This is a genomic window from Streptomyces sp. NPDC058812 (assembly GCF_042744565.1).
GTDB classification, from domain to species: domain Bacteria; phylum Actinomycetota; class Actinomycetes; order Streptomycetales; family Streptomycetaceae; genus Streptomyces; species Streptomyces thinghirensis.
Genome location: NZ_JBHYOB010000010.1, coordinates 226303 through 241048, shown reverse-complemented (window position 1 = coordinate 241048; position 14746 = coordinate 226303). Strand labels below are relative to the sequence as shown.

8 protein-coding genes are annotated in these 14746 nt (G+C 70.3%); 4 read left to right on the top strand and 4 right to left on the bottom strand.

Annotated elements, in window-relative coordinates; all coding sequences use genetic code 11:
- Positions 1 to 203 precede the first annotated feature (203 nt).
- The gene (locus ACFW48_RS22525; protein ID WP_386317219.1) at positions 204 to 1421 is read left to right on the top strand and encodes a thiolase family protein; all 1218 of its coding nucleotides are present in this window, start codon (positions 204 to 206) and stop codon (positions 1419 to 1421) included.
- Positions 1418 to 3556, top strand: a complete 2139-nt coding sequence (locus ACFW48_RS22520; RefSeq protein WP_386317216.1) for a 3-hydroxyacyl-CoA dehydrogenase NAD-binding domain-containing protein — start codon at positions 1418 to 1420, stop codon at positions 3554 to 3556. Before ACFW48_RS22525 ends, ACFW48_RS22520 begins: the two co-directional genes overlap by 4 nt.
- A gap of 81 nt (positions 3557 to 3637) precedes the next feature.
- On the opposite strand, the gene ACFW48_RS22515 is transcribed toward ACFW48_RS22520, so the two are convergent.
- From ACFW48_RS22515 to ACFW48_RS22505, 3 genes are read right to left on the bottom strand one after another with little or no spacing between them, the layout of a single operon-like run.
- A complete protein-coding gene (locus tag ACFW48_RS22515) occupies positions 3638 to 5146 on the bottom strand; it encodes a hypothetical protein (RefSeq protein WP_386317213.1) in 1509 nt (502 codons plus the stop codon).
- 46 nt (positions 5147 to 5192) lie between these two features.
- Positions 5193 to 6683 carry a hypothetical protein gene (locus tag ACFW48_RS22510; protein WP_386317211.1) on the bottom strand — a complete coding sequence of 497 codons (1491 nt, stop codon included), beginning with the start codon at positions 6681 to 6683 and terminating at the stop codon, positions 5193 to 5195.
- Positions 6684 to 6725: 42 nt separating this feature from the next.
- Positions 6726 to 8186 carry a hypothetical protein gene (locus tag ACFW48_RS22505; RefSeq protein WP_386317208.1) on the bottom strand — a complete coding sequence of 487 codons (1461 nt, stop codon included), beginning with the start codon at positions 8184 to 8186 and terminating at the stop codon, positions 6726 to 6728.
- Between the two features lie 71 nt (positions 8187 to 8257).
- Here ACFW48_RS22505 and ACFW48_RS22500 point away from each other — a divergent pair, with 71 nt between their 5' ends.
- Positions 8258 to 9166: an endonuclease/exonuclease/phosphatase family protein gene (locus ACFW48_RS22500; protein ID WP_386317205.1), complete on the top strand. Its 909-nt coding sequence runs from the start codon at positions 8258 to 8260 to the stop codon at positions 9164 to 9166.
- Positions 9167 to 9317: 151 nt separating this feature from the next.
- Here the strand turns inward: ACFW48_RS22500 and ACFW48_RS22495 are convergent, their stop codons facing one another.
- Entirely contained in the window at positions 9318 to 13283 is a 3966-nt protein-coding gene (locus ACFW48_RS22495) for a CDP-glycerol glycerophosphotransferase family protein (RefSeq protein WP_386317202.1), read from the bottom strand.
- Between the two features lie 370 nt (positions 13284 to 13653).
- Between ACFW48_RS22495 and ACFW48_RS22490 the strand changes: the two genes are divergently transcribed.
- Positions 13654 to 14742, top strand: coding sequence for an LCP family protein (locus ACFW48_RS22490; RefSeq protein ID WP_386317200.1), 1089 nt, complete (start codon positions 13654 to 13656; stop codon positions 14740 to 14742).
- Positions 14743 to 14746: the final 4 nt, after the last annotated feature.

Genomic DNA, 14746 nt, shown 5'->3' with positions numbered 1-14746 from the left:
CTGAGCAGGGCGTGTCGCAGAGGAGGCGGCGGCGAGATCCGGCCAAGATCCAGGGAGGGCGCGGTGGCCCGGCGGTGTGACCTTCGCCGCTTGGGCCAGGGGGACTGGGCAGCTACGTTACTCATAAGTAGCATGGGCCTGAGCGCGCGCTCAGTACCTGCGTGCCGCAGCAGTGCCATCCCGCACCCTGGAGGAGAGCCATCGTGCCTCGTACCGTCAGGGACGTCGTCTTCGTAGACGGCGTCCGCACCCCGTTCGGCAAGGCGGGCCCGAAGGGCATCTACCACGAGACCCGCGCCGACGACCTGGTCGTGAAGGCGATCCGGGAGCTGCTGCGCCGCAACCCCGGTCTCGACCCCAAGAAGATCGACGAGGTCGCCGTCGCCGCGACCACGCAGATCGGCGACCAGGGCCTGACCATCGGCCGCACCGCCGGCATCCTGGCGGGCCTGCCCACCTCGGTCCCCGGCTACTCGATCGACCGCATGTGCGCGGGCGCCCTCACCGCCGTCACCTCGGTGGCCGGCTCCGTCGCCTTCGGCGCGTACGATGTCGCCGTCGCCGGTGGCGTCGAGCACATGGGCCGCCACCCGATGGGCGAGGGCGTGGACCCGAACCCGCGGTTCGTCAGCGAGAAGCTGGTCGACGAGTCCGCCCTGTTCATGGGCATGACCGCCGAGAACCTGCACGACCGCTACCCGAGCATCACCAAGCAGCGCGCCGACGAGTACGCGGTGCGCTCGCAGGAGAAGGCCGCCAAGGCGTACGCCAACGGCAAGATCCAGGCCGACCTGGTGCCGGTCTCGGTGCGCCGCACCAACGAGGAGGCCGGTGAGACCGGCTGGGGCCTGGTCACCGCCGACGAGCCGATGCGCCCGGGCACCACCATGGAGAGCCTGGCGGGCCTGAAGACGCCGTTCCGCGTGCACGGCCGGGTCACCGCGGGCAACGCGGCCGGTCTGAACGACGGCGCCACCGCCTCCCTCATCGCGAGCGAGGACTTCGCCCGCGAGAACAACCTGCCCGTCAAGATGCGCCTCGTCTCGTACTCCTTCGCGGGCGTCGAGCCGGAGGTCATGGGCTACGGCCCGATCCCGGCGACGGAGAAGGCCCTGGCCCAGGCCGGCCTGTCCATCGACGACATCGGTCTGTTCGAGATCAACGAGGCCTTCGCCGTCCAGGTCCTCGCCTTCCTGGAGCACTACGGCATCGCCGACGACGACGCGCGCGTCAACCAGTACGGCGGCGCCATCGCCTTCGGCCACCCGCTGGCCTCGTCGGGCGTCCGCCTGATGACGCAGCTGGCCCGCCAGTTCGAGGAGCAGCCGCACGTCCGCTACGGCCTGACCACCATGTGCGTCGGCTTCGGCATGGGCGCGACGGTCGTCTGGGAGAACCCGCACTTCGAGGGGGACAAGTGAGCACCACCGCAGAGCTTCTGAAGGGTGCGGCCGAGCTGTTCCCCGGCGAGGTCGTCACGCAGGCGCACGTACGCCACTTCGACCTCCCCCTGGGCGCCGGGCGCTTCGCGCTCATCACCCTCGACAACGGTCACGACCACACCAAGCCGACCACGCTGGGCCCGCAGTCGCTGGCGAACATCGACGCCGCGATCGACCGGGTCGAGAAGGAGGCCGCGGACGGCGAGATCGTCGGCGTCGGCGTCACCGGCAAGCCGTTCATCTTCGCGGTCGGCGCCGACCTCAAGGGCGTCGAGCTGCTCAAGCGGCACGAGGACGCGCTCGCCATCGGCAAGGGCGGCCACGACGTCTTCAAGCGGCTGGCGAAGCTGGCCGTGCCGACCTTCGCGTACTACAACGGCGCGGCCATGGGCGGCGGCGTGGAGATCGGCCTGCACTGCGCCTACCGCACGGTCTCGGCCGCGCTCCCCGCCTTCTCCCTCCCCGAGGTCTTCCTCGGCCTGGTCCCCGGCTGGGGCGGCTGCACGCTGCTGCCGAACCTGATCGGCGCCGACAAGGCCGTCTCGGTCATCATCGAGAACAGCCTCAACCAGAACAAGCAGCTCAAGGGCAAGCAGGTCTACGAACTCGGCATCGCGGACGCGATCTTCGAGGGCGCGGACTTCCTGGAGCAGTCGCTGATCTGGACCGCGTCCGTCCTCAAGGGCGAGATCGCCGTCGAGCGTCCGGTGATCGACCGCGGCGAGGCCTGGGACCAGGCCGTCGCCAAGGGCCGCTTCATCGCCGACGGCAAGGTGCACGGCGCCGCCCCGGCCGCCTACCGCGCGCTGGACATCATCGCCGCCGCCAAGAACGGCGACCTCCAGCAGGGCTACGACGCCGAGGACCAGGCGCTCGCCGACCTGATCATGGGCGGCGAACTCCGCTCCGGCATCTACGCCTTCAACCTGGTGCAGAAGCGCGGCAAGCGCCCCGCCGGCGCTCCGGACAAGTCGCTGGCCCGTCCGGTCACCAAGGTGGGCGTCGTCGGCGCCGGCCTGATGGCCTCCCAGCTCGCGCTGCTCTTCCTGCGTCGCCTGGAGGTGCCGGTCGTCCTGACCGACATCGACCAGGAGCGCGTCGACAAGGGTGTGGGCTACGTCCACGCCGAGATCGACAAGCTGCTCGGCAAGGGCCGTGTCAACCAGGACAAGGCGAACCGGCTGAAGGGCCTGGTCTCCGGCGTCCTGGACAAGGCCGAGGGCTTCACGGACGCGGACTTCATCATCGAGGCCGTCTTCGAGGAGATGGGCGTCAAGCAGAAGGTGTTCGCGGAGGTCGAGGCGGTGGCGCCCGCGCACGCGATCCTCGCCACCAACACCTCGTCCCTCTCCGTCTCGGAGATGGCGTCGAAGCTGAAGCACCCCGAGCGGGTCGTCGGCTTCCACTTCTTCAACCCGGTCGCGGTCCTCCCGCTCCTGGAGATCGTCCGCGGCGAGCAGACGGACGATGCCTCGCTGGCCACGGCGTTCGGTGTCGCCAAGAAGCTGAAGAAGACCGCGGTGCTGGTCAAGGACGCCCCGGCGTTCGTGGTCAACCGCATCCTGACCCGCTTCATGGGCGAGATCCAGAACGTCATCGACGAGGGCACCCCGGTCGAGGTCGCGGAGAGGGCGGTGGAGCCGCTCGGCCTGCCGATGTCGCCGCTGGTCCTTCTCGAACTGGTCGGCCCGGCGATCGGGCTGCACGTCTCGGAGACCCTCAACCGGGCCTTCCCGGAGCGCTTCACGGTCTCCCCGAACCTCAAGGCGGTCGTCGAGGCCGGCAAGCGCGGCTTCTACGTCTACTCCGCCGAAAATCCCGCCAAGCCCGAGCTGGACCCCGAGGTCGCCGCGCTCCTCAAGCAGGGCGACTCCGTCCTGACCGAGGAGCAGGTCCGCGACCGTGTCCTGGACGCGGTGGCCCAGGAGATCGGCCTCATGCTCGACGAGGGCGTCGTCGCCGAGGCCCAGGACATCGACCTCTGCCTGATCACCGGCGCCGGCTGGCCCTTCCACCTGGGCGGCATCACGCCGTACCTGGACCGTGAGGGCGTCGCCGAGCGGGTGAACGGGAAGCGGTTCCTGGAGGCGGGCGTGGCGAGCGTGCCCGCGTAGTCTCCGCCCGCGTCGTCTCCGTACGGCGAAGAGAGGGCCCCCGCTCCGAGGCGGGGGCCCTCTCGCGTGCCGTGGGGCAGGTCAGTAGCCGTACGGCGTCGCGCCCGCCGTGGCGTGCGCGACGGCGAAGGGGACCAGCGTGGCGGGGGACTCGTTTCCCACCGCGTCCACCGCGAACACCTCCACCGTGTGCCGGCCCTCCTGCCACGGCCAGCCGGAGTCCCAGGCCCAGCGTCCGTCGACCGCGACCGGACTCCCGCCGAGGAGGGTGCCGCCCGCCCGGAACCCCACCTGCGCGGCGCCCTGGGCCAGGCCGGTGAAGCGCACGGCCGGCGTGGCGACCTGCTCGTAGGCCGCCGGGGCCTGGACCGTCGGCGCCGGGAGCCGACCGCCCGTGAGGGCTGCGTCGAAACGCGCCGTCGGCTGGGCCGGGATCGCGGTCCCGGCGGCTGCCGCGGCGCCGGCCACGGTGGTGAACGGGACGAGGACACCCTTGGTGTGGCCTCCGGCGGCGTCCCAGGCGACGGCCTTCACCTGGTGCTTGCCCTTGCTCCAGGGCTTGCTCAGCTTCCAGGACCAGGTGCCGTCCGCGGCCACCGACGGCGAGCCCAGGAACTTGCCGTGCTCCCACAGGCTCACACGTACGGCGCCGTGGGCGATCCCGGTGAAGTACACACCATCGGTGGGCAGTTCGGAGTCGGGCACCGGGTGGGTGACCACCGGAAGGGCCAGGGCGGAGGGCTTGTCCCGCGAGGTGTCGGAGAGGTACGCGGTGATGGCCGAGGTGTCGCGGTCGGGTTCCTCGTACCCGTTGCGCACCATGCCGAGCCGCGGCGGCAGCCCGTCGGCGAGCATGTTGACGAGGCCCATCAGGAAGGGGACGTTGCGCCTGGTGACCTCGGAGTGCTTGGTGATGTAGGGCGACTCGCTGTAGACGAAGTTGAAGTTGTCGTAGCCCTGAAAGAGAGGGATGAACGGCTCGACCTGCTCCGTGTACTGCTCGTCCTGCGGCGAGGAGAGCAGGTAGATGTTGGCCTGCCGGGCGACGCCCGAGCGCACCAGGTCCGGGATGATCGCGTCGAGCGTCCGGACGTTCTGCTCGGGCGCTCCCTCCCCCAGCATGAATCGGGCGGTCTTCGGGTGGACGTTCTTGATGTAGGTGCCGATGAGGAACTGCGGCACGATGGAGACGATGTTGCCGAACCCGTAGCGCATGCCGAAGTAGAGGGCCGCGCTCCCGCCCTTCGAGCCGCCCCACAGGGTGACGCGGTCCGGGGTCAGGTCGAGGGCGTTCATCACCTTGGAGATGACGCCGATCACGGACTGCTCCAGGGAGAAGTCCATCCCCTCGCACAGGTAGTAGCTCCGCATGCCGTGGAAGCGGTCGCGGATCCACAGTATGTTGGCCCGCACCGGGTTGAGGACGCCGTTCGACCAGCCGTAGTCGTCGGTGACGCCGAAGTTGGCGAAGACGACGAGGAGATGGCGGTTGCCGCCCTTGGCATGCGTGAAGCGGTACTCGACGGGATAGGCGCCGGAGGTGTCGATCCCGTTGATCAGTTCGCGTGCTTGCGACGGTGCTTTGGGCATGTGTGGCTTCCACTCATGAGTTGTTCGACGGCGGTCGCGGCGGTGGTCAGTACCGCGGCGTGAAGTAGTCGGCCGGTGCGGCCACCGGGGCGACGGCGAAGGGGATCTGGGCGGGCACGGACTCCGCGCCGCCGGCGTCCACCGCGACGACCTCGACCAGGTGCGGGCCCTGCGGCCACGGCCCGTCCGGCTCCCAGGCCCAGGTCCCGTCCGGCCGGACGCCGTTCGCCCCCAGCAGCGCGCCGCCCGCGCGAAAGCGGACCTGCGCCGCGCCGGGGGCGATGCCGCGGAATCCGACCGCCGTCCCGGGCACCTGCTGATGTGCCGCGGGCAGGGACACGACGGGCGGCCGCACGCCCGCGGCCACGGGCCGTGCCGCCGGTGCGGCCGGGCCGGGCCCGGCGCCCGGCGTCGCCGTGAAGCGGACCTCCGTGGTCGCCGAGTGGAAGCCCGCCGGGTCCACCGCGAAGATCTTGACGCGGTGCTCCCCCTCGGCCCACGGCTTGGAGGGCTCCCAGGACCAGGTCCCGTCGACGGCGACCGGCGGTGAGGCCAGGAACTTGCCCTTCTCCCACAGGCTCACCCGTACCGCGCCCGGGGCGGTCCCGGTGAAGGGCGAGCCCGTCCGGGGCAGTTGTCCGCCCGCGGCCGGGACGGTCACCACCGGAGGCTGGAAGGCCGTGGTCTCCTTGACCTTGGCGGTCGCGCCGAGGAAGTCGTCGATGGCCGACGTGTCCCGGTCCGGTTCCTCGAAGCCGTGTCGGGTCAGCCCGAGTCGCGGGGTGACCCCCTCGACCAGCAGATAGGCGATCCCCATCAGGAGCGGCACGTTCCGCAGGGTCACCTGGTTGTGTTCCTTGATGAACGGGGACTCGCTGTGCAGGTAGTTGAAGTTCGGGTACCGGCGCAGCAGTTCGAGGTAGGGCTCGACCTGGTCCCGGTACTGCTCGTCCTGCGGCGACGACACGAGGTAGATGTTGGCCTCGGGGTTCGCACCCGCTCTCAGCAGGTCGGGCAGGATCGCGTCCAAGACCCGCGCGTTCACCTCGGGGAGCCCCTCGCCGAGCATGGAGCGGCCTACCTTGGGATAGACCTCGCGCACGAAGGTGCCGATACGGAACTGGGGAACGCACGCGACGATGTTCCGGAAGCCGTAGCGCAGCCCGAAGTAGAGGGCCGCGCTGGCCCCCTTGGAACTGCCCCAGAGCGTCACGTCGTTCGGGGTCAGGCCGAGGGCCGACACGACCTTCGCGATCAGGTCGATGACGGACCGCTCGACGGAGAAGTCCATCTCCCGGCACAGGTAGTACGTCAGTCCACCGTCGAAGCGGTCACGGATCCACAGGATGTTGGACCGCAGGTCGTCGAGGGTGCCGGTGGACCAGCCGTAGTCGTCCGGTGCCGCGAGGTTGGCGAAGACGACCGTCAGATGACGGTTCCCCTTCTTCGCGTGGGTGAAGCGGTACTCGACCGGGTGCGCACCGGACGTGTCGATGCCGGTGATGATCTGGCGCGCCTTCGACGCTGCTTTGGGCATGGGCGGCTTTCCACTCGTGGAGTCGTTGTGATCGGCGGGTACTCAGTACCGCGGCGGAAGGTGACCGGCGGGCACGGGGACGTCGACGACCGTGAAGCCGGCCGGGGCGGGAGCGGACTCCACGCCGTTCGCGTCCACCGCGACGACCTCGACCAGGTGCGGGCCGGCCGGCCACGGCCAGCCCGGGTCCCAGCCCCAGATCCCGTCCGGCGCGACGGCCGCCGCGCCCAGGAGCACGCCGTTCTCCCTGAAGCCCACCTGCATCGCGCCCGGCGCGGTGCCCTGGAAGGCGACCGACGTCCCCGACTGCTGCTGCGGGGCGGGCACCGAGACGACCGGCGGGGCGGGCGCGGCCGGGCCCGCGGCGGGGGCGTCCACCACCGTGAAGGGGACCTCGACCCGGCTCGAGTGGAAGCCCGCCGGGTCCACCGCGAAGATCTTGACCAGGTGGTTCCCCGTCTCCCACGGCTTGGCCGGCTGCCAGGACCAGGAGCCGTCCGCCGCGACCTCCGGGGACGCCACGAACTTGCCGTTGCGCCACATGCTCACCCGCACCGCGCCCGGGGCGAGCCCGGCGAAGAAGAGGCCGGTGACGGGAGCCTCGCTGTTGTAGCCCGGGTGGCTGACCACCGGCGGCGCGAACGCGTCGGCGCCCTGGACCTTGGAGGTGGCGGAGAGGTAGGCACCGATGCCCGACTGGTCGCGGTCGAACTCCTCGGCGGCGTGGCGCACGAACCCCAGGCGGGGGGCGTAGCCGTCGGCCAGCAGGTTCAACAGGCCGACCAGGGCCGGGACGTTCCGCCGCGTCACCGTGGCATGGCCGGTGATGGTGGGCGATTCGCTGTACATGAAGTTGAAGTTCTCGTAGCCCTGGAACATGCCGAGGAACGGCTCCACCTGCACGGCGTAGTGCTCGTCCTGCGGCGAGGAGAGCACGTAGATGTTGGCCCCGGGGTTGGCCCGGCTGCGCACCAGGTCCGGCAGGAGCGCGTCCAGGACCCGGGCGTTGTGCGCGGGCGCCCCCTCGCCGAGCATGTAGGCGGAGACCTTCGGGTGCCGCTTCTCCAGGGCGTCGCCGACGAGGAACTGCGGGACGATGGCCACGATGTTCCGGTAGCCGTACCGCAGTCCGAAGTACAGTGCGGCGCTGCCGCCCTTGGAGCCGCCCCACAGGGTGACCTGGTCCGGGGTGAGCCCCAGCGAGCGCATGACGTTCGAGATGAGGGTCTGCACCGAGTCCGCCAGGCCGAAGTCCATGTTCCGGCACAGGTAGTAGGCGTTCATCCCGTCGAAACGGTCGCGGATCCACAGGATGTTGGCGCGCACGTTGTCGAAGACGCCGTTGGACCAGCCGTAGTCGTCGGGCGCCGAGAAGTTGGCGAACACGACGACGAGGTGGCGGTTGCCGCTCTTGGCGTGGGAGAACCGGTACTCGACCGGGAACGCCCCCGACGCCTCGATCCCGTTGAACTGCTTTCGCCCGCTCGAGGGTGCTTTGGACATGTACGGAACTCCAGTTTCGGGGACAGATCGTCGGATTGGCTCCGAATCATCTGATCGGACATGATGTCGGGATGCCTCTCACGGCCCCCTCGCTCCCGCCCGGCCTTCGCCGGCATCGCAGACTGATCGCCCTGGCCTCGGTGCTCGCGGTCTCGGCCGTCCTCGCCGCGGTGCTGGTGCGGACCACCACGGGCACGGCCCGGTCCCTGGCCGCCGACCGCACCCTGACGGTGGCGACCTGGAACATGTGCGGCGTCAGGCAGTGGGGTTGCGCGGACACCGGCAGTGCCTCGGCCAAGCGACTCGCGGTGGAGCGGTTCGTCGACGCCGGGGCCGACGTCGTGCTGCTCCAGGAGGCCTGCGCCACGCACGCCGAGTCGGTGCGCGAGGCGCTCGGCGGTTCCTGGCGGCTGTCCTTCCGGCCCTACACCTGGCGGGACAGCGGTGGGCGCGGCGGAACGATCGACTGTGCGGGACGCGGCCGGGGCACGGCCGGGCTCGCCGTCCTCTCGGCCCACCCGCTGTCCTCGGTGCGGTCGGTGCCCACGCGCCAGCCCGAGGTCGGACTGCGGCGGGGCGTCCTGTGCGTGACCGTCGCGGCGTTCGACGTCCGGGTGTGCAACGCCCATCTGAGCCTTCCCGGCAGCGACCGGGCGCACCCCGGCCGGGAGTACCGCGACGACCAGTTGAAGGCGCTGGTCGCGGCGGTGCCCGGACGGCGCACCGTGTTCGGCGGTGACTTCAACCTGAAGCCGCCGGGTGCCCGCAATCGGTCCGGCTGGGTGTGGCCGTCCGCCGCCTACGGTGCTTTCCGGGAGTGCGACCAGGCTTCCGGCGCCGACCGGACGGGCCGTCCGACCCACGTGTCCGGTCACAAACTCGACTATCTCTTCACCGGATTGCCGCGGTCCTCCTGCACGGTGCGCGACACCGGGGTCTCCGACCACCGGGCGCTGCTGATGCGGGTGGACGCCGGCTGAGCCGACGCCGAAGGGGCGCCCGGCTCCCCCACCGTGGACGGGGGGCAGGCCGGGCGCCGGGGAGGCGTACGACGGTGCGGTCATGGGGCGCCGGTGCCTTCCGGCGCGGCCGCGCGCGCTCCGGTGCCGCCGCCCGGCCGGGCCGTCGGCGTCATACGATCGCGCCTTCGTAGGTCCGGCCTTCGGTGACCGGCGCCTGCTCAAGCGTTTCGGCGGGCCGCTCGAATTCCGCCGGCATGAGCTGCGGCAGGTACTGCTGCTGCAAGTGCGGCTGCTGCTGCGGGTGCGCCTGCTGCGACGCGCCGGCGTGCGCCGGGTCGGGCTGCGCGGGCACCGCCCCGGCCTGCCGCGCGGCGGCGGGCCCGGGTTGCGCCGATCGACGCGGTGCGGTGAACCAGTTCCCCGCACTGCCCTGGACCGGTGTCATGGGCCGTCCGGTCCGGCGGGTGTCGACGGTCCCGACGGCCGGTGCGTGCGCCTGTCCGGGCGCGAGGTCGCCGCCCGCCACCAGCATCCGGTCGGCGAGCCGCGCGGAGGCGTACCCGTCGTCCAGGTCGCAGAACTCGCGCTGGAACCAGCGGTACCGCTCGGCGTAGGCGTCCTGGATCCGGTCGATCTGCTCGACGGCCGACACCAGGTCCTCGGAGGTGTCCAGAAGGGGGCCCGGGGCGCTGCTCGCGAAGTCGAAGTAGAAGCCGCGCAGGGTGTCGCGGTAGTGGTCCAGGTCGTAGGTGAAGAAGAGGATCGGGCGCCCGGTGTTGACGTAGTCGAACATCAGGGACGAGTAGTCCGTGATCATCACGTCGGTGATCAGGGAGAGGTCGGCCATGTCCGGGTAGTCGGAGACGTCGAAGACGAATCCGTCGCCGGCGCCCGGCACCGGGTCCACGACGTTGGGGTGGCGGCGGACCAGGAGTACGTGCTCGGCGCCCAGCCTGGCGCGGGCGTCCTCGAGGTCGATGCGGAAGTCCAGCTTGTACTTGCCGGGCGCGTAGTACTGGTCGTCGCGCCACGTGGGTGCGTACATCACGACCCGCTTGCCCTCGGGCACGCCGATCCGGCGCCGGATCTCCTGCTCCCGCTGCTCGGTTCCGGGCAGGCGCAGGATGTCGTTGCGCGGGTAGCCCGACTCCACCATCTCGCCGGGGAAACCGAAGGCGCGCTGGAGGATCGGGGTGGAGAAGCTGTTGGGCGAGACGAGCATGTCCCAGTTCTGCACCTCCTTCTCGACCCGTTCCAGGTAGCGCTGGTCGGCGAAGTGGATGGACTCGATGTCGTGGCCGATCTTCTTCAGCGGGGTGCCGTGCCAGGTCTGGACGACGGTCTGGCCGTCCCGCTTCTGGAACCAGTCCGGGAGGTGGTTGTTGGCCACGACGTAGCGGCTGGTGGCGAGGGCCTCGTACCACTCGGGCGACCACATGCGGATCGGGATCGCGGTGGGTGGCACCTCCACCTGGTCGTCGCGCACCACCCACAGCTGTTCGAGGTCGGTACCGCGCCGGAGCAGTTCCTCGTGCAGCGCCCGGGGGCTGTCCGAGTACTGGGTGCCCTTGAAGGCGTCGAAGAGGACGGCGGGACGCACCCGCTGCCGCCGGGCCGCCGGGTACGCCTTCGTGCGCAGCAGCTTCTGACGGTACGGGCCGCGGGCGTGGTCGGGCATGGCCGAGTGGACCAGGAGGGACAACCGGTCGTACGCCTCGGCCTGGAGGTCGTAGCGCCGCTCGTTCTCCTCGTGCTCCTGGGGGAGGGCACCGATGAGGTCCTGCTCGGTCTTCACCATCAGGTCCTCGAGGCGGTCCTCGCGGGCCACCGCCGAGAGGTCCTGCCGGCGCAGGAAGAAGTCCCAGCGGCCGGCCGCGAGCGGGATGTCCCCGGCCAGCGTCCGCATGGCGGCCGGGCTGAGCAGGCAGCGGAACTCGTTGCCGTGCCACTCGATCGGGATCTCGCGTTCGGCGCCGTGCGCCCGCGAGCGGACCACCAGGTGCGCGTCCTGGTACTCCCGTGGCGAGAGCCGGTCCGCCGCCAGGTACCGGCCGTGGATCTCCAGCGAGCCGTCCTCGTGCCAGGCGAACGCCGTCGCCGTCGGCAGGGTGGCCCGCTCGAAGAGCACCAGGTAGCCCGAGCCGTTGCGGTGGACGACGACCTCACGGTCGCTCTCGCGGGTCTGCAGCGAGGCGGGCATGCGGTAGTGCCCGTCCGGGGTCTCCTCGGCCATGACGGGATAGATGGCCGTCTTGCGGCCCTCGACGTGGAGGGTCGTCTTCCAGCCGTTGCTGCCCATGCTCCAGGACTGCGGGATGTCCGTGTCGGCCTGGGCGTCGGCCCGGAAGGCCGGCACCAGCGAGCGCAGCGGCAGCCTGGCCGCGAAGGTGCACCAGCCCTCGCCGCCCGGCGTGAAGTACACCCGCCCGTCGTGCTGGCCCGAGCCGCTCAGGCTGGTGACGCGCAGCTTGCCCCACTCGGGCACCTTCGGGCCCAGGTACACCCCGCGCAGCTCCAGCTGGTCCCCGACCACGCGGTGGCCGGTGATCCGGCAGCGCACGATCTCCACCCGCAGCTTCAGCTTGCCCTGGAGGAAGACCGGGAGGATGCGGGTGTTCTTGTCGACGTACCGGTACGGGGGGTTGGCGGCGGTGCCGGCGCCGCCCCGGTCGATGCCGCGGTAGCGGAACAGCCCCCGGCTGAGGACGCCGGCGGCCACGTCCCAGGTCCCCTCGACCCACTGGCCCTTGCGCTTCAGGCGGGTCGTGTCGATGCGGGCGTCGAAGCCGGCCCAGTCGTAGCAGTAACGATTCTGGTTGGAGGACTCGGTGGCCTGCGGCGCGTAGGTGGTCTTCGCCGTGGTGATCACCATGCGGCCCTGCTTCTTGTTCCGCAGGGCGATGGCCTTCACCGACATGTGCCGTTTGTGCACGTTGATGTAGCGCACGTACGCGGTCCCGGTGAGGGTCAGCAGGTGGCCGTTGGTGCTCCAGCGGGCCCCGCTGAGCGAACCGTGCAGGGACAGTTCCTTGTCGAGCCGGAACGCCTTCTTGTCGAGTCCGACCCCGCGGTCCCCGAGGTAGGGGTACTTCAGATAGCGGTGGAAGCGCCGCTGGACCGGCATCGGGCCGCCCCTGCGCTCGAACTCGATGACCTCCATGAGTTCGGGCAGGCGCCACTCGCGTACCAGGAGCCACTTGACCCGGGCGTCGGCGGGCAGTTCGTCGATGATGGTGAGATCGGTCTCGTCGAGGAACTCGTTGGCCCACTGCATGAACGACTGCCGGTACTCCTCGTCCGCGTCCGGCAGCACCTTGAGGTGCAGCATCAGATCGGACTTCAGGCAGGCGAGGTCGTACTTGCGCTTGCTCTCCTCGTACTGCCGTGAGCGCCGCTCCGCCAGGAAACGGCTGACCGACTGCACCGCCGCGACCCGGTCGCGCAGGTTGGACAGCTCGGTGTGGCGCTGGGTGATCGACGGCGCGGCCCCGCCCTCGCGCCGGCGCCAGAAGTAGACGATGTCGGTGATGACGTCGACCTTGGCGGCGCGGAAGTGGGCGTACATGTTGACCCAGGAGTCCTCGTACATGACGCCCTCGGGGAACGCGATGTAGTGGTAGTCCCAGAAGGACCGCCGGAACATCTTGTTCCAGACGGTGCGGTCGTAGATCAGCGCCTCGAACCTGGTGATGTGCGTGCCGCGCCGGTTCTTCTGCATCGGGCCCTTGTGCAGCGGCGACTGCCACTTCTTGGTGGAGTTCATCATCTGCACGTTGCCCGAGACGAAGTCCGACTCGGACCCCTCCAGGGTGCGGACCAGCAGTCCGTAGGCGTACTCGGGGATGACGTCGTCACCGTCGACGAAGGCCAGGAACTCGCCCTGGGGATGCATGGCGCGCAGCCCGGTGTTGCGCGCGTGTCCCGGGCCGTGCGGTTCCTGGCGGATCATGCGGAAGCGCGGGTCCGCGGCGCAGAAGTCGGCGGCGATCCGCGAGGAGCCGTCGGTGGAGCCGTCGTCGACGAGGATCACCTCGAAGTCGCGGAACGACTGGCGCGCGATCGACTCCAGGCATTCGGCGAGATAGGCCTCGACGTCCTGAAAGGGCACGACGATGCTCAGACGCGGATGATCCACCAACTCGTACTCCTACCAAGACAATTCGCCCAGCGGGCCACCATCAGTCCGTACTGGACGCCCCACCCCTACCTGGTGCACCCGCGGCCCCCTCAACCGCCTTCGGCTTCACCGGCACCCCTGACCGCCGACGAAGCCCCCCTCGCCACGGCCATAGGTCCGCCACATCTTATGTCACCCTTAAGGTTGGTCAAGGCCAGTTAATGTGGCGTCCATCGCTGTAACGCGCTATGGTTCCCGGCTCGTAAAATCCCCATGAGCAGGCGCATATAGTTCTCGCACCGACATGACCGCATAGTGGACCGGCTTCCCCCCACCCGGGCCCTGCGACTCCGCCGCGCGGAGCCCGTGAGGAGAGGAACCGAACACCATGAGCCACAGCGCCACCACGGAGCCTCGGCGTGCCCGCCGGGCCGCACCCGGCGGCGGTCGCCGCGCGCCCCGCCGCCGCAGGCGCTGGGGACGGATCGTCCTGCTCTCCCTCGTCGTCCTCCTGCTCGCCGCCGGCGGCACCGGCTACTGGCTCTACAGCGGCCTGAACGGAAACATCGACGGGGTGGACCTGAACAAGGCCCTCGGTGAAGACCGCCCCGAGAAGCTGCCGACCTCGGGACAGAACCTGCTGGTCCTCGGGTCGGACTCGCGCGCCGGCGCCAACGCCTCGCTCGGCACCGGCGAGGTCTCCGGCGCCCGTTCGGACACCGCCCTGGTGGTGCACATACCCGAGGGCCGCAAGCAGGCCGTCGCCGTGAGCATCCCGCGCGACACCCTCGTCACCCGCCCGGAGTGCGCCAAGTCCGACGGCTCCGCCCTCCCGGAGAAGGAGCGCGTGATGTTCAACTCCGTGTACGCGCTGGCGGGACCGGCGTGCGTGGTCAAGACCGTGGAGAAGATGTCCGGCGTCCGCATGGACCACTACGTGGAGATCGACTTCGCCGGCTTCAAGGGACTGGTCGACGCCATCGGCGGCGTGCCCGTCACCATCGACGAGCCCATCAGGGACAAGGCCAGCGGCCTGGACCTGAGCGCCGGCACCCACACCCTGGACGGCGCCGAGTCCCTGGCCTTCGTGCGCACCCGGCACGGGGTGGGCGACGGCAGCGACCTCGGCCGCATCGGGCTCCAGCAGCAGTTCCTGATCGCGCTGCTGAGCGAGGTCAAGAAGCAGGACCTGCTGGGCAGCCCCACCAAGACGTACAAGATCGCCGACACCCTGACCTCGGCGCTCACCACCGACTCCGAACTGGCCTCGCTGACCAGCCTGGCCGACTTCGCGCGCAGCATGAACGGGGTCGACCCCGCGACCATGGAAACGATCATGCTGCCGGTGGCGTACGACAAGATCGACCGGAACCGGGTCGTCGCCGCCGAGCCCCAGGCGACCGAGCTGTGGAAGGCCGTCCGCTCGGACTCCGAGATTCCCGAGTCCGCGAAGAAGTCGCCCGCGACGGGCGGCTGACCTC